Annotated in this window: 22 protein-coding genes; 10 read left to right on the forward strand and 12 right to left on the reverse strand. The window is 63.8% G+C overall.

The annotated features are described in order from the left end of the window. A partial coding sequence (locus GYA94_RS07980; RefSeq protein ID WP_161892086.1) for an aminopeptidase P family N-terminal domain-containing protein occupies nt 1-1,225 on the reverse strand: 1,225 nt, incomplete at its 3' end. Nucleotides 1,226-1,411: 186 nt separating this feature from the next. Between GYA94_RS07980 and GYA94_RS07985 the strand changes: the two genes are divergently transcribed. Both GYA94_RS07985 and GYA94_RS07990 read left to right on the forward strand, forming a co-directional pair. Further along, nucleotides 1,412-2,524, forward strand: a complete 1,113-nt coding sequence (locus GYA94_RS07985) for a DUF3182 family protein (RefSeq protein WP_161892087.1) — start codon at nt 1,412-1,414, stop codon at nt 2,522-2,524. Next, a complete protein-coding gene (locus tag GYA94_RS07990; protein ID WP_054906204.1) occupies nt 2,508-3,278 on the forward strand; it encodes an alpha/beta hydrolase family protein in 771 nt (256 codons plus the stop codon). Before GYA94_RS07985 ends, GYA94_RS07990 begins: the two co-directional genes overlap by 17 nt. Here GYA94_RS07990 and GYA94_RS07995 read toward each other — a convergent pair. Both GYA94_RS07995 and GYA94_RS08000 read right to left on the reverse strand, forming a co-directional pair. Continuing rightward, nucleotides 3,257-3,637 (reverse strand): antibiotic biosynthesis monooxygenase, encoded by a 381-nt coding sequence (locus GYA94_RS07995; protein WP_110676859.1) that lies wholly within the window; start codon nt 3,635-3,637, stop codon nt 3,257-3,259. The two genes, GYA94_RS07990 and GYA94_RS07995, sit on opposite strands and share 22 nt — an antisense overlap. Before the next feature lie 90 nt (nt 3,638-3,727). Continuing rightward, nucleotides 3,728-4,711 (reverse strand): GlxA family transcriptional regulator, encoded by a 984-nt coding sequence (locus tag GYA94_RS08000; protein ID WP_161892101.1) that lies wholly within the window; start codon nt 4,709-4,711, stop codon nt 3,728-3,730. An 82-nt stretch (nt 4,712-4,793) separates the two neighbouring features. On the opposite strand from GYA94_RS08000, the gene GYA94_RS08005 reads away from it, so the two are divergent. Next, nucleotides 4,794-5,348 carry a cysteine hydrolase family protein gene (locus GYA94_RS08005; protein ID WP_110676855.1) on the forward strand — a complete coding sequence of 185 codons (555 nt, stop codon included), beginning with the start codon at nt 4,794-4,796 and terminating at the stop codon, nt 5,346-5,348. 78 nt (nt 5,349-5,426) lie between these two features. Here GYA94_RS08005 and GYA94_RS08010 read toward each other — a convergent pair whose 3' ends face one another. Next, on the reverse strand, nt 5,427-5,990 hold the full coding sequence (locus tag GYA94_RS08010) for a helix-turn-helix domain-containing protein (protein WP_161892088.1): 564 nt from the start codon (nt 5,988-5,990) through the stop codon (nt 5,427-5,429). An 84-nt stretch (nt 5,991-6,074) separates the two neighbouring features. Between GYA94_RS08010 and GYA94_RS08015 the strand changes: the two genes are divergently transcribed. The 7 genes from GYA94_RS08015 (at nt 6,075) to GYA94_RS08045 (ending at nt 13,232) form a co-directional block, all read left to right on the forward strand. Next, nucleotides 6,075-7,025: a DMT family transporter gene (locus GYA94_RS08015; protein WP_161892089.1), complete on the forward strand. Its 951-nt coding sequence runs from the start codon at nt 6,075-6,077 to the stop codon at nt 7,023-7,025. Between the two features lie 149 nt (nt 7,026-7,174). Next, entirely contained in the window at nt 7,175-10,090 is a 2,916-nt protein-coding gene (locus GYA94_RS08020) for a monovalent cation/H+ antiporter subunit A (RefSeq protein WP_054911757.1), read from the forward strand. Further along, on the forward strand, nt 10,090-10,434 hold the full coding sequence (locus GYA94_RS08025) for a Na+/H+ antiporter subunit C (protein WP_003250128.1): 345 nt from the start codon (nt 10,090-10,092) through the stop codon (nt 10,432-10,434). Before GYA94_RS08020 ends, GYA94_RS08025 begins: the two co-directional genes overlap by 1 nt. Beyond that, nucleotides 10,431-12,110 carry a monovalent cation/H+ antiporter subunit D gene (locus GYA94_RS08030; RefSeq protein ID WP_161892090.1) on the forward strand — a complete coding sequence of 560 codons (1,680 nt, stop codon included), beginning with the start codon at nt 10,431-10,433 and terminating at the stop codon, nt 12,108-12,110. Before GYA94_RS08025 ends, GYA94_RS08030 begins: the two co-directional genes overlap by 4 nt. Then, on the forward strand, nt 12,107-12,595 hold the full coding sequence (locus GYA94_RS08035; protein WP_009684169.1) for a Na+/H+ antiporter subunit E: 489 nt from the start codon (nt 12,107-12,109) through the stop codon (nt 12,593-12,595). The genes GYA94_RS08030 and GYA94_RS08035 overlap by 4 nt, the downstream gene beginning before the upstream one ends. Further along, the gene (locus GYA94_RS08040) at nt 12,592-12,870 is read left to right on the forward strand and encodes a K+/H+ antiporter subunit F (RefSeq protein ID WP_009684170.1); all 279 of its coding nucleotides are present in this window, start codon (nt 12,592-12,594) and stop codon (nt 12,868-12,870) included. The genes GYA94_RS08035 and GYA94_RS08040 overlap by 4 nt, the downstream gene beginning before the upstream one ends. Further along, a complete protein-coding gene (locus GYA94_RS08045) occupies nt 12,867-13,232 on the forward strand; it encodes a Na+/H+ antiporter subunit G (RefSeq protein WP_009684171.1) in 366 nt (121 codons plus the stop codon). Before GYA94_RS08040 ends, GYA94_RS08045 begins: the two co-directional genes overlap by 4 nt. A gap of 12 nt (nt 13,233-13,244) precedes the next feature. Here the strand turns inward: GYA94_RS08045 and GYA94_RS08050 are convergent, their stop codons facing one another. The 8 genes from GYA94_RS08050 to GYA94_RS08085 form a co-directional block, all read right to left on the reverse strand. Next, complete coding sequence (locus tag GYA94_RS08050) at nt 13,245-13,457, reverse strand: hypothetical protein (protein ID WP_029885263.1); 213 nt, start codon at nt 13,455-13,457, stop codon at nt 13,245-13,247. Then, nucleotides 13,454-13,924 (reverse strand): hypothetical protein, encoded by a 471-nt coding sequence (locus GYA94_RS08055; RefSeq protein ID WP_033744322.1) that lies wholly within the window; start codon nt 13,922-13,924, stop codon nt 13,454-13,456. Before GYA94_RS08055 ends, GYA94_RS08050 begins: the two co-directional genes overlap by 4 nt. Before the next feature lie 336 nt (nt 13,925-14,260). Then, nucleotides 14,261-14,455, reverse strand: a complete 195-nt coding sequence (locus GYA94_RS08060; RefSeq protein ID WP_054904896.1) for a hypothetical protein — start codon at nt 14,453-14,455, stop codon at nt 14,261-14,263. A gap of 177 nt (nt 14,456-14,632) precedes the next feature. Further along, a complete protein-coding gene (locus GYA94_RS08065) occupies nt 14,633-15,037 on the reverse strand; it encodes a TraR/DksA family transcriptional regulator (RefSeq protein ID WP_003250099.1) in 405 nt (134 codons plus the stop codon). A 282-nt stretch (nt 15,038-15,319) separates the two neighbouring features. Next, a complete protein-coding gene (locus GYA94_RS08070; RefSeq protein ID WP_054911760.1) occupies nt 15,320-16,093 on the reverse strand; it encodes an enoyl-CoA hydratase in 774 nt (257 codons plus the stop codon). A gap of 13 nt (nt 16,094-16,106) precedes the next feature. Next, nucleotides 16,107-17,234, reverse strand: a complete 1,128-nt coding sequence (locus GYA94_RS08075; RefSeq protein ID WP_110676847.1) for an acyl-CoA dehydrogenase — start codon at nt 17,232-17,234, stop codon at nt 16,107-16,109. 8 nt (nt 17,235-17,242) lie between these two features. Beyond that, entirely contained in the window at nt 17,243-18,436 is a 1,194-nt protein-coding gene (locus GYA94_RS08080; protein ID WP_009684177.1) for an acetyl-CoA C-acyltransferase, read from the reverse strand. Between the two features lie 11 nt (nt 18,437-18,447). Then, complete coding sequence (locus GYA94_RS08085) at nt 18,448-19,215, reverse strand: SDR family NAD(P)-dependent oxidoreductase (RefSeq protein WP_110676843.1); 768 nt, start codon at nt 19,213-19,215, stop codon at nt 18,448-18,450. Between the last annotated feature and the right edge of the window lie 6 nt (nt 19,216-19,221).

The raw sequence follows: 19,221 nt of genomic DNA on the forward strand, positions 1-19,221 counted from the left end.
GTACTGCCCCCCCCGAATCGATCAGCAACAGCCCGTTGCCTTCGATGCGTGCATGCGACTGCTCGGTGGCGCGGTAATGCGGCATCGCACCATTGGCATTGAAGGCTGCAATGGTCGAAAAGCTCAGCGACACGAAATTCGCCCGCCGTGCACGTGCGGCACTCAATTGCTCGTCCACGGTCAGCTCGGTGACGACCTCTCGACCAAGGTTGGCTTCCAGCCAGGCGAAGAATTCGCACAATGCCGCCCCGTCTTCCTCCATGACCTGACGGATGTAGGGGAGATCAGCGTCACCCTTGCAGGCCTTGCTCAGGGTGGTGGGGTTCAGCCCCTCGACCAGCTCCACACCCGCCGGCAAGTTGGCCAACAGGCTGCAGGTGACGCGTGCCGGGTCCAGCAGCAGCCGGCTGCCTGCCGCCACGGCAGCCAGCGCCTGCCCTGCTTCGTTGTAGTCGCGCACTTCGACACCGTCGCTCGCCAGTACCTGGCGCAGGTGCGCATCCACCTTGCCCTGGCCAACGAACAGCATGGCCTGCTGCTGGCTGATCAAGGCGAAGGCCAGAAACACCGGGTTGTATGAGACGTCGCTACCGCGCAGATTGAACAGCCAGGCGATGTCATCGAGGGTGGCAATGAAGTGCCAATCGGCCCCCTTGGCCTGCATGGCCTGGCGCAACTGCGCGAGCTTTTGCGCCCGGCTCGTCGTGGCGTGCGGCTGCAAATGCTGATAGACCGGGTTGCCAGGCAGCGCCGGGCGCCCGTCCCACACCTCGCCCAGCAGGTCCTGGTCGGTTACCAGCCGCGCCCCGCGCGCCTTCAGCCGCTCTGCCAATTGCCGCGCCGAGGCCAATGCCATGACGGCACCGTCGACTGCCACGGTGCCGTTGGGCTCAGCGTGCTCTCCCAGCCACTCCAGCGCGCCAGGCTTGCCCGGCGACAGCTTCATCAGCTCGATGCCACTGCCGGCCAATTCATGCTCGGCCTGTTCCCAGTAGCGGCTATCGACCCATAGCCCGGCAAACGCCGAGGTCACCACCAGTGTACCCACCGAGCCATGAAACCCCGACAGCCACTGGCGCCCTTGCCAATAGCCGGGCAGGTATTCGGAGAGGTGCGGGTCGGCTGAAGGCACCAGCAAGGCATCGATGTGCCTTGCCGCCATCGCCTGGCGCAGACGCATCAGGCGCTGTGGCACGCTGTGTTCAAAGGGGGTCTGCACGTTCATGCGCTCTCCTGCGGCTACATCACGGTTGATCCAATAGGCGGATAATGGAGCAGGCGCCAAAGCCCTGCAATCGCCCAGGCGGAAACCGGAACCGTCCTACACAAGGACCGCCGATCAAGTATTGCTGAACTTCCCCAGGGTCACGGCTTCACACACTGTACATTCGCCACACACAGGCAGCAGACCATGCCCAGTGCCTGCCCCGCTAAAACTGCAGTCGTGCTGCTCGACACTCGGGAACATACACCCGAGCATGAGCGGGCCGTGCACCTGAAGCTCGCCGAGGGCCTGGCACGCTTGCTGGGCTGCCCCCATGTGCAGCCCACCCGGCTGCCTGTTGCCACCGACAACTGCTATTGCATCCCGACCGAAACCCTGACCGACACCGAGCAGGCTGCCAGCCTGGGCATTGTCAGTGAGTCCGATCTGTTCGGCGGCTTAGTACCCTGCCCCTACATGGCCACCAAAGCCATTTCCCACCCGCTGCCGGCGGGAGCCACCAGCCCTGCGGGCTGGACCGATGGCTTCGCCCGCCAGGCCGGCGACGCCTTGCTGCGCGGTTTTACGGTGTTCAGCAAACCCGATGCCCGCAATGCTGCAGCCTTGCTGTTGCGCGCTGGCCCTGTGCGGGTCAAGCCAGTACGGGCCAGCGCAGGCCGCGGGCAACAGGTGATCACAGAACTGGACCAGCTGACCCCTTTGCTGAACAGTATGGACGACCAGCAGTTGGCGGTATGGGGACTGGTGCTGGAAGAAGACCTGAGCCAAGTGCAGACCTTCAGCGTTGGTCAGGTCAGGGTGGCCGGCCTCACCTGCAGCTACCATGGCACCCAGCAACTCACCCGTGACCATCAGGGCTGCGAGGTGTACGGTGGATCTGACCTGATCGTAGTCCGTGGCGACTATCAGGCCCTGTTGCAACGCCCCCTTGAAGACCACCTGCGGCTGGCCGTGAACCAGGCCATGGTCTACGAACAGGCTGCCGAACGGCATTTTCCGGGCTTTGTGGCGTCGCGGCGCAACTACGATATCGCCCGCGGCACCACTGCCTCCGGCCAGCCATGCAGCGGGGTACTCGAACAATCCTGGCGCCTGGGCGGTGCCAGCAGCGCCGAGCTGCTGGCCCTGCAGGCATTTGCCGACGACCCGGCACTGCAGCAGGTACGTGCGTCCACCCATGAAGTGTTCGGTAGCGCCGACCTGCCCGCGGATGCCACCCTTTTCTACCAAGGAAACGACAGTGAACTCGGACAACTCAGCAAATTTGCGCGGATTCGCGAGCATGGCCATTCAGAGTGAAACCGTCGAACTGCAGGTCGAGAACGACCGCATCGCCGGGACCTTGGTCAGCCCTGGCAGCAAGATGCCAGGTATTCTCTTCGTCCACGGCTGGGGTGGCAGCCAGCAACGTGACCTGGCTCGCGCCCGACACATCACCGGCCTGGGCTGCGTGTGCATGACCTTCGACCTGCGCGGCCATGAAAAAACCCAAAGCCAGCGCCTGACCGTTACCCGTGAGCAGAACCTGCAAGACCTGCTGGTGGCTTACGACCGCCTGATCAGCCACCCGGCGGTCGACAGCAACGCCATCGCCATCATCGGCAGCAGCTATGGCGGCTACCTGGCCACCTTGCTGACCCGCGAACGCCCGGTGAAATGGCTGGCCCTGCGGGTGCCGGCCATGTACTGGGACGAAGAATGGGACAGCCCCAAGCAAGCCCTTGATCGTCAGCGCTTGAATGCCTACCGCCAGCGCCCCCTGGGGCCAGCCGACAACCGCGCCCTGGCCGCCTGCGCCGAGTTCGTCGGTGATGTGCTGCTGGTGGAGTCCGAACAGGACGACTATGTCCCGCACAGCACCTTGATGAGCTACCGCTCGGCATTCGTCAGCGCCCACTCACTGACCCACCGCATGGTCGACGGCGCCGACCACGCGTTATCCAGTGAAGAAAGCCAGAAAGCCTACAGCTCGATGCTGGCGGCATGGATCAGCGAAATGGTCATCGGTGCCCGCCTGGACCGCTACCCACACTACGCACCGTGGTACGCCTGACCCTCACCTACCTGGCAATGCAGGCCGCCATCGGCGTTGCGCACCAGGCTGCGCAAGGTCTGGTAGGCCGCAAAATTGACACCCCGTGCCTGGTGCCGGCGCAACAGCTCGAGGAAGGGTTCCTCGTTGAAATACACGGCCGCCGCCGACCAGGCCTGGCGTGACTGCCACTGAAGGTACTGCAGCACCCGGCTGCCATCGTCGCTTGCCTGAATGCTGACGCCTTGCAGGCCTTCACAGCGCGCTGCCAACACTTCGCTGCGCACCACCAGCGCTTGAGCCAACGCCTGCTGGCACGGGCTCGGCACTTCATATTCGATCATCTGGGTGAACCACAGGGATTGAGGGTTTGCCGACATCGACAGTCTCCTGGCTACGGGCGCATGCAGCGCGATGCCGAGCAGGGTAAAACCTCAAGTTAAGTCAAGGTCAAGCGGTTTGTGCACGCGCTACGCCGTTACCGCAAAGCGTCGCCGGTACTCACTCGGCGTCAACCCGGTGATGCGCTGAAAGGCTTTGCGAAACGCCCCCGGATCCTGATAGCCAACCCCCCAGGCGATCTGCTCGACATTGCGCCGGGTGAACTCCAGCAACCGGCACGCGCGCCCTACGCGCACCTGCTGGCAGTATTCGGTGGGGCGCAACCCGGTGGCGGCTCGAAAACGCCGCAGGAACGTGCGCGCTTCCAACCCCGCGCAGGCTGCCATTGCAGCCAGGTCTGCATGCTGCCCGTCACTGCCCTGCAGCCAATGCTGCACTTTCAGGATGGCTTCGTCGCCATGGTCCAGGCGAGGGTTGAACAACGCCCCGGGCAATGCCGCGGTGACAGGTTCGACTGCCAGATAGCGGGCAGTTTCCCGCGCTACCGTCGCCCCCAGAAAACGTTCGAGCAGCCGCAGCCCCAGGTCGGTCCAGGCCATCAACCCCGCCGAGGTGACAATGTCGCCGTCGTCCAGTACCGGCTGCTGGGTCTGCACGCGCACGTTGGGGAACCGCTGCGCCAGCGCCTGCACGTAGTTCCAGTGGGTACAGGCCGGGCGACCATCCAGCAAGCCACTGGCGGCGATGAAAAACACGCCGATACACACCGACGCCAGCACCGCGCCACGCCCGTGCAACAGGCACAGGGACGACCGATGCTGTTCCAGCAGGTCGCCATGCGGGGTCGATTCCAGGCTTGGCGGGATGATCAGGACACGCACACCTGCCAAGTCGACAGCCGGGCTGCCAGGGGCCAGCTGCAAGTGACCTGCGACGTCGGCCTGCCAGAAGCTGATGCGCACCTGCGGCAACGCGACAGCACCCAGTTCGGCTGCGACCCGATTGGCCACGGTAAAGAGGTCGCGCAGGCCATACAGGGCAGCCTGCTGTACCCCAGGGTAAAGCAGCAAGCCGATGTCCAGCCTGGCCGTGTTGTCAGTTTTCACCCGCATAGTGTCGTTCACGCCAATCCTCAGGTCGGGCCCCACAGCCTATAACTAACGCCAACCCACGACTACTGCCACAGGAGGCAGCATGAACAAGCACGCGCTGATCATCATCGACATCCAGAACGACTACTTCCCAGGCGGCAAGTGGCCCCTCGATGGGGCTGAGGCAGCGGCCGAAAACGCGGCCCGCGTGCTGGCCGCGGCCCGCACGCGCGGCGACTTGGTGGTGCACGTGCGGCATGAGTTCACCAGCGCCGATGCGCCATTCTTTGCCCCGGGTTCGCCGGGCGCCGCCTTCTACAGCAAGGTCCAGCCGGCTGCAGGCGAGCCGGTGATACTCAAGCACAAGGTCAACGCCTTTCTCGAAACTGGCCTTGAACAAACGCTCCGAACGCATGGCATCGAAGCCGTGACCATCGTTGGCAGCATGAGCCACATGTGCATTGATGCCGCTACCCGGGCAGCCGCCGACCTGGGCTTTGAAGTGACCGTGGTGCACGATGCCTGCGCGACCCTGGCACTGACGTTCGACGGCAAGCAGGTGCCAGCGGCCCAGGTACAGGATGCGACCATGGCAGCGTTGGCCTTTGCCTACGCCAAAGTCGTGAAGACGAGCGAAATGGTGGCCGCACAGGCTTGAGGTGCTCGGGGCGCTTTGCGCCCCATCCCGCCGGCAGATCACTTGCACGCCACCACGGGGCGTCGAACCTGCGGGGCCTCAAATCACCACATTGCGCACAAACCGCACCGGCACAGTGCCATCGTTCCGGTAGGCGTACTGGCAATTGCTGGGGAATACCTGGAACTGCCCCACCTGCAGGCGATGTTCCATCCCCTCGATGATCAGGGTAAGTTGCCCTGCGCACACATAGATCTGCTCACTCCAACCCTCGGCATCGGCTTCGCTGGCATAACGCTCGCCCGGCGCCAGCGTCCACTCCCACAGCTCGACCTCGCGCCGCGCCGCGCTGGTGCCCAGCAAAACCGCCCGGCTCTGGGGGTGCTCGCCCGCCCAGGCCAGCTCTTCGATACGCCCTGGATCACGCAGGTCCGGCGCCTGAATCAGCGTACTGAAGGCCACCCCCAACGCCTCGGCGATCAAATCCAGGGTGGTCAGGCTGACATTCTTTTCCCCCGCCTCGATGGCCACCAGCATGCGCCGGCTGACCCCCGAGCGTTCAGCCAGTACCGCCTGGCTCATACCAGCGGCATTGCGCAGGCTGCGAACATTGAGGCTGACGTGTTGCAGCACCGAACCACGGTGCGCGGATTCTTTGTGCACTATATTGCTCACCGGTCTGTATTGCGCAGTATACTGCCCACTTTGCGGCGATTGTGCGCCGCCTGACGCCGAGTGTGCAAGACCATGATCCAGCCCAGCAGCAAGCCAACCCCCACCGTTACCTTTCGCCTGAGCAAGGCAGAAGTCGTGCTGGTGTTCATTACCATGTTGTGGGGCGGCACCTTTCTGCTTGTCCATAACGTGATGAGTGTCAGCGGCCCGATGTTCTTCGTCGGCCTGCGCTTTGCGGCAGCGGCGTTGTTCGTGGGCGTGGTGTCAGCGCGGGCGCTGCCTGGGCTGACCTTCACCGAGCTCAAGGCCGGCATGCTGATCGGTGTCACGATCATGCTCGGCTATGGTTTGCAGACCATGGGCCTGCAAACCATCAGCAGCAGCCAGTCGGCGTTCATCACTGCGCTGTATGTGCCGTTCGTGCCCCTGTTGCAGTGGCTGGTACTCGGCCGCCGGCCAGGCCTGATGCCCAGCATCGGCATTTGCCTGGCGTTCGCCGGCCTGATGCTGCTGGCCGGCCCGGAAGGCGGCAGCCTGCATTTCAGTGAAGGCGAAATGGTGACCTTGGTCAGCGCTGTGGCGATCGCCGGCGAGATCATCCTGATCAGCCGCTACGCCGGCCAGGTCGATGTGCGTCGGGTCACCGTTGTCCAGTTGGCGACCGCGTCGGTGTTGGCGTTTTTGATGATCGTCCCGACCCAGGAGCGCATCCCCGACTTTTCCTGGCTGCTGCTGGTAAGCGCCGTAGGCCTGGGCGCGATGAGTGCGGTAATCCAGGTGGCGATGAACTGGGCGCAGAAGTCGGTCTCGCCCACCCGGGCAACGCTTATTTATGCTGGTGAGCCGGTGTGGGCTGGTATCGTCGGGCGAATCGCCGGCGAACGGCTCCCCGGCGTGGCACTGCTGGGCGGCCTGCTGATCGTGATCGCGGTGGTAGTCAGCGAACTCAAGGTACGGCGGCGCAGCGAATGCGCCACAGCGGACGACGAACAGGTACCGGGTGAGCGGCAGGCAGGCCTATGAAGCAGCCAACTGCAGCTATGCTTTGTAAAAAACTGTTATAAAAAAATCACTTGTCACAGTCTATTTGTAGGATTCTGCGACAGCTTGCGTGTTGGTGATCACCCCCCCGGCACGTATGATCCTTGCAAACTTCTCCAGAATAGGCCGCTATGTCTTTGATAGTGCTATTGCTTCTGCCGTTCGTGGGCAGTTGCCTGGCAGCCGTGCTGCCGCACAACGCACGAAACGCCGAGTCCATCCTTGCCGGGCTCGTAGCCCTGGTCGGTACCGTCCAGGTAGCACTGCTTTACCCTCAGGTCGCCCACGGGGGCGTGATTCGCGAAGAGTTCCTGTGGCTGCCCAGCCTGGGCCTGAACCTGGTGCTGCGCATGGACGGCTTCGCCTGGCTGTTCTCGCTGCTGGTGCTGGGCATCGGCACGCTGGTGTCGCTGTACGCGCGCTACTACATGTCACCCCAAGACCCGGTGCCGCGCTTCTTCGCCTTTTTCCTGGCGTTCATGGGCGCCATGCTGGGCCTGGTGATCTCCGGCAACCTGATCCAGCTGGTGTTCTTCTGGGAGCTCACCAGCCTGTTCTCTTTCCTGCTTATCGGCTACTGGCACCACCGGGCAGACGCCCGCCGCGGCGCCTACATGGCACTGATGGTAACGGGCGCAGGCGGCCTGTGCCTGCTGGTGGGGGCGCTGCTGCTCGGCCATGTGGTCGGCAGCTACGACCTGGACAAGGTCCTGGCTGCCGGCGACACCATCCGCCAGCACGCGCTGTACCCGGTGCTGCTGCCCCTCATCCTGATCGGCGCCCTGAGCAAGAGCGCCCAGTTCCCCTTCCAGTTCTGGCTGCCCCACGCCATGGCTGCGCCAACGCCGGTATCGGCCTACCTGCACTCCGCAACCATGGTCAAGGCCGGGGTATTCCTGCTGGCCCGCCTGTGGCCAGTGCTCTCCGGCAGCGAGGAGTGGTTCTGGATCGTCGGCGGCGCCGGCGCCATCACGCTGTTGCTCGGCGCCTTCGCCGCGATGTTCCAGAATGACCTGAAGGGCCTTCTGGCCTACTCGACCATCAGCCATCTCGGCCTGATTACCCTGCTGCTCGGCCTGAACAGCCCGCTGGCCGCGGTCGCCGCGGTGTTCCACATCCTCAACCATGCCACCTTCAAAGCCTCGCTGTTCATGGCCGCCGGCATCATCGACCACGAAAGCGGCACCCGCGACATCCGCCGCCTCAGTGGCCTGATCCGCCTGGTGCCGTACACCGCCACCCTGGCCATGGTGGCCAGTGCCGCGATGGCTGGCGTGCCTTTGATGAACGGCTTCCTGTCGAAGGAAATGTTCTTCGCTGAAACGGTGTTCATCAGCTCCACCGCCTGGGTCGAAGCCGCCCTGCCGGTAGTGGCCACCCTCGCCGGCACGTTCAGCGTGGCGTATGCGCTGCGCTTTACCGTCGATGTGTTCTTCGGCCCTACGGCACAGGACCTGCCGCACACCCCGCATGAACCGCCGCGCTGGATGCGTGCACCGGTGGAGTTGCTGGTACTCACCTGCCTGGTCGTGGGTATTTTCCCCGCACAGTCGGTCGGGCCGCTGCTGGCTGCCGCGGCATTGCCGGTGGTCGGCGGCACCCTGCCGGAATACAGCCTGGCGATCTGGCATGGCTGGAATGCGCCGCTGATCATGAGCCTGCTCGCCATGAGCGGCGGTATCGTCTTGTACCTCATGTTGCGCAAGCAACTGCGCCGGGGCCGCTTCCCTTCCCCGCCGGTGATCGAGCGGTTCAACGGCAAGCGCCTGTTCGAATACGGCCAGGTGCAGTTGATGCTGCTTGCCCGGCGCATCGAGCGCCTGCTCACCAGCCGGCGTTTGCAGTCGCAGCTGTTCATGCTGGTGGTCGCCGCATTCCTGGCCGGCCTCACGCCCATGCTCTACAGCGGCCTGAGCTGGGGGGAGCGGCCGAAAATTCCCGGGTCCGGGGTATTCGTCGCGCTGTGGCTGATCGCAATCGCCTGCGCCATCGGCGCTGCCTACCAGGCCAAGTACCATCGCCTGGCAGCCCTGACCATGGTCAGCGTCTGCGGCCTGATGACCTGCATCACCTTCGTCTGGTTCTCCGCACCCGACCTGGCCCTGACCCAGCTGGTGGTGGAAGTCGTCACCACCGTGCTTATCCTGCTCGGCTTGCGCTGGTTGCCTCGGCGTATCGAAGGTGTCTCGCCATCGCCCGGCAGCCTGGAGCGTGCGCGCATACGCCGCTTGCGCGACCTGCTGCTGGCGGTACTGGTTGGTGGCGGCATGGCCTTGTTGTCGTATGCCATGCTGACGCGGCCGACACCCAATGACATTTCCTCGTTCTACCTCAGCCGCGCACTGCCGCAGGGCGGTGGCACCAATGTGGTCAACGTCATGCTGGTCGACTTCCGCGGTTTCGACACCCTCGGTGAAATCACCGTGCTGGTGGCCGTGGCGCTGACCGTGTTCGCCCTGCTGCGGCGCTTCCGCCCACCCAAGGAGAGCATGCAGTTGCCGGCCCAGCAGCGCCAACTGGCGCCTGACGTGGTCACCGACCTGATCAACCCGCGGCATGCCACCGATACCGCACTGGGCTTCATGATGGTGCCAGCGGTGCTGGTGCGCCTGCTGCTGCCCATCGCCCTGCTGGTCTCGATGTACCTGTTCATGCGCGGGCACAACCAGCCAGGGGGCGGCTTTGTCGCTGGCCTGGTCATGTCGGTGGCGTTCATCCTGCAGTACATGGTGGCCGGCACCCAATGGGTCGAGGCGCAGATGAGCCTGCGGCCGCTGCGCTGGATGGGCACCGGCCTGCTTTGCGCAACCCTCACCGGGGGCGGCGCCATGCTGCTCGGCTACCCGTTCCTGACCACCCATACCGCCCACCTGCACTTGCCCTTGCTGGGCGACGTGCACGTGGCCAGTGCGCTGTTCTTCGATGTCGGCGTGTACACCGTGGTGGTCGGTTCGACCCTGTTGATCCTCACTGCGCTGGCGCACCAGTCGGTGCGTGCCTACCGCCCGGGTAACCCGGCGAAAACCAACCAAGCAGGAGCCGCCTGATGGAAGAAGTCATTGCAGTCGCCATCGGAGTGCTGGCCGCCTCGGGCGTATGGCTGATCCTGCGCCCGCGTACCTACCAGGTCATCATGGGCCTGTGCCTGCTGTCGTACGGCGTCAACCTGTTCATCTTCAGCATGGGCAGCCTGTTCATTGGCAAAGAGCCAATTATCAAGGACGGCGTGACCCAGGACTTGCTGCATTACACCGACCCGCTGCCGCAAGCCCTGGTGTTGACCGCCATCGTGATCAGCTTTGCCATGACCGCGCTGTTCCTGGTGGTGCTACTGGCCTCGCGAGGCCTGACCGGGACCGACCACGTCGATGGCCGGGAGCGTGACGAATGAGCGACATGAGTCAACTGATCGTCGCGCCCATCCTGCTACCGTTGGTCACGGCGGCCATGATGCTGCTGCTGGGCGAAAAACACCGCCGCATCAAAGCCCGCCTGAACCTGCTGTCGACCCTCACCGGCCTGGCCATCGCCGTCAGCCTGCTGCTGTGGGTACGCACCCAGGGCCAGGCAGAATCGATCGGCGTGTACCTGCCGGGTAACTGGCCAGCGCCATTCGGTATCGTGCTGGTGCTGGACCACTTGTCTGCGCTGCTGCTGACCCTGACCGGGGTCATCGGCTTCAGTGCCCTCTTGTTTGCCCGCGCCCGCTGGGACAGTGCGGGGGCCAGCTTTCACGCACTGTTCCAGATCCAGCTGATGGGCCTGTACGGCGCGTTCCTCACAGCCGACCTGTTCAACCTGTTCGTGTTCTTCGAAGTGCTGCTGGCCGCTTCCTACGGCCTGTTGCTGCATGGTTCGGGGCGCGCGCGCGTGCGTGCCGGCCTGCACTACATCGCCATCAACCTGTTTGCCTCGTCGCTCTTCCTGATTGGCGCGGCGATGCTGTACGGCGTGACCGGCACCCTGAACATGGCTGACCTTGCCCTGAAGATTCCCCTGGTGCCAGAAGCTGACCGTGGCCTGCTGCACGCCGGTGCAGCCATCCTGGCCATGGCCTTCCTGGTCAAGGCCGGCATCTGGCCGCTCAACTTCTGGTTGGTACCGGCCTATGCATCGGCCAGTGCGCCGGTGGCTGCGCTGTTCGCCATCATGACCAAGGTCGGCCTGTACGCCGTGTTGCGCCTGTGGACGCTGCTGTTCTCCGGCCAGGCCGGCGCTTCGGCCCATTTCGGCGGCCAGTGGCTGGTGTACGGTGGCCTGGTGACCCTGGCGGTGGCCGCAGTGTGCATTCTCGCAGCACAGCGCCTGGAACGCATGGCAGCGCTGAGCATCCTGGTTTCGGCCGGCACCCTGCTCGGCGCGGTCGGCTTTGCCCAGCCCGCGCTGACCGGTGCGGCACTGTTCTATCTGGTCAACTCGACCCTGGTACTGTGCGCCCTGTTCCTGCTCGCCGAGCTGGTCGAACGCTCGCGCTCGGCCAACGAAGCGCCGCTGGACGAAGAAGAAGATGTGATGCCGCCCCCGCTGGAGTCCCTACACCCCCCCAAAGGTATCAACCTCGATGACGAGCAGAAGGCAGTGATCGGCCAGATCATCCCTTGGACCATGGCTTTCCTGGGCCTGAGTTTCATCGCCTGCGCCTTGCTGATCATCGGCATGCCGCCCCTCTCGGGCTTCGTCGGCAAGCTCAACCTGATCAGCGCCTTGTTCAACCCAAACGGCCTGGGCGGCCCCGTCGAGCAGCCCCTGAGTGCCGCCGGCTGGGGGCTGGTAGCGTTGCTGATACTCTCGGGCATGGCCTCGCTGATCGCCTTCGGCCGGGTTGGCATCCAACGCTTCTGGAAGCCCGAAGAGCGCCCGTCACCCGTACTTCGCCGGTTCGAATGCCTGCCGATCGTCATTCTGCTCGGCCTGTGCATCTTCCTCAGCCTCAAGGCCGAGCCATTGCTGCGCTACACCCAGGACACGGCCGCCAGCCTGCAGGCGCCAGACGCCTATATCGATGCCGTAATGGCCGCCCGGCCGATCCCTGGCCCGACTTCGCCCAGCGCCGAGGTGCTGCCATGAGCCGCATGTTCCCCGCCCCGCTCCTCTCGGTCTCGCTGTTCGGCCTGTGGCTGCTGCTCAACCTCTCGGTCAGCCCCGGTAACCTGCTGCTGGGCGCCGCCCTTGGCGTACTGGCGCCACTGCTGATGGCCCCCTTGCGGCCGCAGCACGCACACGTCAAGCGGCCGCTGGTCGTCGCCCGGCTTATCGGCCGGGTCGGCGTCGATGTCATCATGTCCAACCTGCTGGTTGCCCGCGGCGTGCTGCGGGCCGGCAAGCAGCCGCCACGTTCGGCGTTCGTGCATATACCGCTGGCCCTGCGCGACCCGCACGGCCTGGCGGCACTGGCGATGATTACCACGGTGGTGCCTGGCACAGTCTGGTCGGAACTGGCTCTGGACCGCAGCGTATTGCTGCTGCATGTGTTCGACCTGGACGATGAAGCGGCCTTCGTCCAGCACTTCAAGGACACGTATGAACGCCCACTGATGGAGATTTTCCAATGACAGGCCTGCTCGCCAACGCTGTCCTCGCCAGCCTGTTCATTTTCGCCCTGGCCATGGCCCTGGCGCTGTTCAGGCTGTTCCGTGGCCCGTCTGCCCAGGACCGGGTCCTGGCGCTGGACTACCTGTATATCCTGGCCATGCTGACCATGCTGGTGCTGGGTATCCGTTATGCCAGTGACACCTACTTCGAAGGTGCCCTGTTGATTGCGCTGTTCGGCTTCGTCGGCTCGTTTGCCCTGGCCAAGTTCCTGCTGCGCGGTGAGGTGATCGAATGACTGAAACCTTGGTACTGCCATTCTGGCTGGAACTGATCACGGCGGTGCTGCTGATCACCGGCAGCCTGTTCGCCCTGGTAGGTGCAGTGGGCCTGGTACGCCTGAAAGACTACTTCCAGCGCATGCACCCACCAGCACTGGCCTCGACCATCGGCGCCTGGTGCGTGGCACTGGCCTCGATCATCTACTTTTCGTGGTTGAAGGACGCGGCGGTGCTGCACGCCTGGCTGATCCCCATTCTGCTGTCGATCACTGTGCCGGTGACCACGTTGCTGCTCGCACGGGCAGCGCTGTTCCGCAAGCGGGTGGCGAAAGAGCCAGTGCCTGAAGAGGTCAGCAGCGGCTGCGACAGTGGCAACTGAAGGCCTGCCGCCTCACACCTGGCTCAGGCGCTGCAACTCGCGGCGCACCATGGCGGCGTAAGGTGGCGGGCCGAGCCTGTACAGCTCTGCCGCCACCCAGTTCAACCAGGCCCCTTGCAATGCATCGCGCCGGGCCAGCATACGCTGCGCCTCGGCTACGGCAGCCGCATGATGCTGCCGATGAAACTCCGCCCGGCTGGCGGGCGCATCATCAGTTGCAGTCATTCACTGGCCTTGAAGGTGGTCAGCTCGCCCTTGCGCCATTTGGCAACTTTGCCGGTTACCGCTTTCAGCAACTTGCCCAGGCCTTCCTGTATCTGCTGCTGCGCGGCGAATACCAACATGACCCCTTGGCCTTCGCGAAACACGATGCCCTCGCCTTCCGGCACGGAAACGAAAGCGTAATCACCCACGCCATAGACATTCAACTTGATTTCCCGGAAGCGCATTTCCAACTTGCCGCCTTCGCGGCTGGGCAATACGGCAGCGCGGAAATGGTCGCCAACTTTCAGTTCCAGGCGCTGTTTATCGTCTACCACCAACGCACTTTCTGTGTCGATTTCGGCCATGTACAGGCCTTCGGGATTCTGTTCGGTTACATAAATGAAGCGGCCCTGGAACAGTTGGGCCAATTTACCGCGCAAGTCGCCGAGGGCGAACAACGCATGGGTATCAAGTGTGCTGACTGCCAATGAAGTAATCCTCAACCGGTTACAACCCGCCCTCACCCAAGCTCGGGGAGGCACGGCCCTGTCTTATCGATAGGCGAAAAGAGTAATAAAGCGATATACGAAATGTCTGTGCCCGCCGACGATGCAGCGCGCAGGAAACTTTACTCTGGTTTGCCAGATTCGCCTTCAACCGAAGGCGTTTGGCCCATTCCCGGCACGGGAAACGTGATGCCTGAGATCACTCGCCAGAAAACACGGCCAAGGCGTGAGCCTGCAAGAAGGCAAACCCTGGTGCGCATTACTGTAGGACAAATATGCCCGAAAACACTGAAACCCGTCGAGAGGCAAACAACATTTTCAGGCGGCGAGCCCTTTCTTCAGTTGTTGCTGCCAGGCAGCCTGGCACTCCAACGCTTCCTCGCGCGTGGCAAAAGCGGTACCGCGCCGCTCACCGTTGACCAGCACCACCCAGCAGACACGCCTGCCCAGTGCCTGCATTGTGGCGGGCACACTTGAACCGATCATCACGGCCACATCGACTCGGCTATGCATCATTCCCTCCGGAATTTAAGTAGCACCCTAACGATATAGCCATGATACGCCTGCGCCCAAGGGTGAAACAGCGCCGCCCGGTACAGCTGTGTTACGCCTGCAGCAACAAAAACGGGGCGACAACAAACGCAAAAAGCCCCAGGGATCGCTCCGTGGGGCTCGGCACCGCGCGAGGGGTTACACCTGGCGCTGGTGGCGGTCGAGCTGCTCGTGGCGCTCTTGGGCTTCGATGCAGTATTTGGTGGTCGGGCTGATCAGCAGACGCTTCAGGCCGATGGGCTCACCGCTGTCGTCGCACCAGCCGAAGCTTTCGTCGGCAATACGGTCCAGGGCCATTTCCAGCTGAGGCAGCAGGCGCTGGTCGCGGTCGATGGCATTCACCAGCCAGCTGCGCTCTTCTTCGACCGAAGCCACGTCGGCTGGGTCCGACGGCGTGTCCAGGCCTTCGATGGTGGTGCGGCTGAGCTCGATGCGTTCATGGGTTTCGACTTTCATCGCCTGCAGCAGCTCAGTGAAGAAGGCGAGCTGGTCGGCGTTCATGTAGTCATCGGCCGACATGGCCAGCAACTGTTCCTTGGTCATCGATTTCTCTATGAAAAAATGTGCATTTGGGCGATTCAGGTGCCGCCGACGCCTCGGCATCGGCAACGGAATTCTTCAAGCGCCAATCGGCACTCTTTTACAGGGGGCGGCAGTCTAAGGCGCCACGTCGCGTGGAGCAACTGCAAAAGGCTGCGAATTTGCTTTCCGGCACCAGAATCCGCTGGTCGGTGTCGAGCTGGCAGCTGGGGCCAGCGCCCAGATGGGTTGCGCGCCGAGCGGATCGGAGCCGCCCAGGCGCGAACAGTTGGTCACACACTTCAATCAACGGTCGTTGAACTGTGCCTCACGCTTGGCAATGAAAGCGGCCATGCCTTCTTTCTGGTCTTCGGTGGCGAAAGCCGCGTGGAATACACGGCGTTCAAACCGCACACCCTCGCTGAGGGTAACTTCAAACGCCCGGTTGACGCTTTCCTTCACCATCATGCTCACCGGAATCGACTTGCTGGCGATGGTCGCCGCAACTTTCAGTGCCTCCTCCACCAGCTCGGCCTGCGGCACGATCCGCGCCACCAGCCCGGCCCGCTCCGCCTCTTCAGCGCCCATCAGGCGACCGGTCAGGCACAGCTCCATCGCCTTGGCCTTGCCCACCGCCCGTGTCAGGCGCTGCGTGCCGCCCATGCCCGGCAGTACGCCAAGGTTGATTTCCGGTTGGCCGAATTTGGCATTGTCGGCGGCGAGGATGAAATCGCACATCATCGCCAGCTCACAGCCGCCGCCCAGGGCAAAGCCGGACACCGCAGCAATGATCGGTTTGCGGCGGTTGGCGATGCGGTCGGCATCGCTGAACAGGTCATCGACATAGATCTGCGGGTATTGCAGCTCGGCCATTTCCTTGATGTCGGCACCCGCGGCAAACGCCTTCGCCGAGCCGGTCAGCACCACACAGCCGATATTGGCATCGCGCTCCAGCTGATCGAGGGCCTGGTTGATTTCGCCGACGATCTGCGCGTTCAGCGCGTTCAGCGCCTGCGGCCGGTTGAGGGTGATCAGGCCGACCTTGCCGTGGATATCCAACAGGATGGTTTCGAATGCCATGCAATATGCTCCTTCATAGGTTGCGCGCAATGACCATGCGCTGAATGTCGCTGGTGCCTTCGTAAATCTGGCAAACCCGAACGTCGCGGTAAATCCGCTCCAGCGGGAAGTCGCTCAGATAGCCATAACCGCCCAGGGTCTGCAAGGCGTGCGAACAGACCTTTTCGGCCATTTCCGAGGCAAACAGCTTGGCCATTGATGCTTCCACCAGGGCTGGGCGCCCGGCATCGCGTAGCGCAGCGGCGTGCAACACCATCTGCCGGGCCACCGCGATCTGGGTCGCCATATCAGCCAGGCGGAACGCCACCGCCTGGTGCTCGACCAACGCCTTGCCGAAGCTTTGCCGCTCGTTGGCGTAGTCACGCGCCACTTCAAACGCGGCCCGGGCCATGCCCACCGCCTGGGAAGCAATACCGATACGGCCACCTTCAAGGTTGGCCAGGGCGATCTTGTAGCCCTCACCCTCGGCACCCAGCCGGTTGGCCACCGGCACCCGCACATTGTCGAAGACGATCTGGCAGGTGTCGGAAGCGTGCTGGCCGAGTTTGTCCTCTACCCGTGCCACCTGGTAGCCGGGTGAATCGGTGGGCACGATGAAGGCGCTGATGCCGCGCTTGCCGGCATCCGGGTCGGTTACGGCAAACACGATCACAACCCCGGCGTTCTGGCCGGAAGTGATGAATTGCTTGCTGCCATTGAGCACGTAATGCTCGCCATCCAGACGGGCGCGGGTCTTCAGGCTGCTGGCGTCAGAACCCGCCTGGGGTTCGGTCAGGGCAAAAGCACCGAGCATCGCGCCGCTGGCCAGCGGCGCCAGAAACTGCGCTTTCTGTTGCTCGCTGCCAAAGTGCAGGATCGGCACGCAGCCCACCGAGTTGTGCACGCTCATGATGGTCGAGCACGCGCCATCACCTGCAGCAACCTCCTCCAGGGCCATGGCATAGGCCACGTAGCCGGTGTCGCTGCCACCCCAGGCTTCCGGCACCAGCATGCCGAACAGGCCCAGCTCGGCCATTTCGTCGATCGCCTCCCTGGGGAAGCGGTGCGCCTTGTCCCACTGTTCTGCAAACGGCTTGAGGCGCTCCTGGGCGAATGCACGGACCGCGTCGCAAATCTGTTGTTGCTCGTCAGTTACCAGCATGGTTCACCTCAGTACAGGCATTCGACCGCCATGGCCGTGGCTTCGCCACCACCGATGCAGATGGCCGCTATACCCCGGCGCAGGTTGTTCTGGCGCAGGGCCGACAGCAAGGTCACCAGGATGCGTGCCCCGGATGCCCCGATCGGGTGGCCGAGGGCACAGGCGCCACCGTGGATGTTGACCTTGTCATGGGGCAGGTCGAGGTGTTTCATGGCCGCCAGGGTGACCACGGCAAAGGCTTCGTTGACCTCGAACAGGTCGACCTCGGCCAGTTTCCAGCCCGTGCGCACAAGCAGCTTGTCGATAGCACCGATGGGCGCAGTGGGGAACAAGGCCGGGGTATCGGCGAAGGCCGAATGCCCGTGAATCACCGCCAAAGGCTTGAGCCCCCGCTTGTCGGCTTGGGAGCGGCGCATCAGCACCAGCGCCGCAGCCCCATCGGAGATCGAACTGGCGTTGGCCGCGGTCACCGTACCGCCTTCACGGAAGGCCGGCTTGAGCTGCGCAATCTTGTCCAGCCGCGCCTTCGGCGGCTGTTCGTCGTCCTTGATGACGCGCGTTTGCTTACCCTCGGTGACCTCCACCGGAATGATTTCGGCGGCAAAACGACCACGCTTGATCGCGTCCTGGGCGCGGGTCAGCGAGGCGATGGCAAACTGGTCCTGGGCCTCGCGGCTGAAGCCGTTGGCCTGGGCACAGTCTTCAGCAAAGGTGCCCATCAGGCGGCCCTTGTCGTAGGCATCTTCCAGGCCATCCATGAACATGTGGTCGATGATCTTGCCATGGCCCATGCGGTAACCACCGCGGGCCTTGTCCAGCAGGTAGGGGGCGTTGGTCATGCTTTCCATACCACCGGCCACCACCACCTCGGCGGTGCCGGCCAGCAGCAGGTCATGGGCCATGATCGCGGCCTGCATGCCCGAACCGCACATCTTGTTAAGGGTGGTGCAGGTGGTGTGCTTGTCCAAGCCGGCACCCAGCGCCGCCTGACGCGCCGGGGCCTGGCCCTGGCCGGCCGGCAGGACGCAGCCGAACAGCACCTGCTCGACACTGGCGGCATCGATGCCGGCGCGCTCGACTGCGCCACGGATGGCGGCACTACCCAGTTGCGGCGCGGTCAGGCTCTTGAGGTCGCCTTGCAGGCCACCCATGGGCGTGCGCACGGCGCTGACGATCACAATCGGGTCATTGCTGAGGGTCATGGTCATCCTCCTTATTTGGCAGCCATGCGCAACGCACCGTCGAGGCGGATCACCTCACCGTTGAGCATGCTGTTCTCGATGATGTGCCGCGCCAGCGCGGCATATTCCTGCGGGCGGCCCAGGCGTGGCGGGAACGGCACCCCAGCGGCGAGGGAAGCGCGTACGTCTTCGCTCATGCCGGCCATCATCGGTGTTTCGAAGATGCCCGGGGCGATCGTCATCACACGGATACCGAAGCGGGCCAGTTCGCGGGCTACCGGCAAGGTCAGGCTGGCAATGGCGCCCTTGGACGCGGCATAGGCCGCCTGGCCGATCTGGCCATCATACGCCGCGATGGAGGCGGTGTTGATGATCACGCCACGCTCGCCATCCGCGCCGGCAACGCCTTCAGCCATGGCGGCGGCAGCCAGGCGCAGCAGGTTGAAGCTGCCGACCAGGTTGACGTTGATCACCTTGGCGAAGCTGGCCAGGCCATGCGGCCCCTGTTTGCCCAGCACTTTCTCGGCGCCTACGATACCGGCGCAGTTGATCAGCCCGTGGAGGCTACCGAACGCACTGACGGTTGCATCGACTGCTGCCTGGGCAGCCTGCTCGTCGCTGATGTCAGCCACCGCGAAACGGGCATGCTCGCCCAGTTCACGCGCCTTGGCCTCAACGGCCTGGGCATTGAGGTCAACCAGCATGACCTTGGCACCCGCCTCCACCAGCATCTGCGCAGTGGCAGCGCCCAGCCCGGATGCCGCGCCGCTGACGATGAAGTGTTTGTTCGCTATCTGCATGGTCGG

The sequence above is a fragment of the Pseudomonas juntendi genome (assembly GCF_009932375.1).
GTDB lineage: Bacteria > Pseudomonadota > Gammaproteobacteria > Pseudomonadales > Pseudomonadaceae > Aquipseudomonas > Aquipseudomonas juntendi.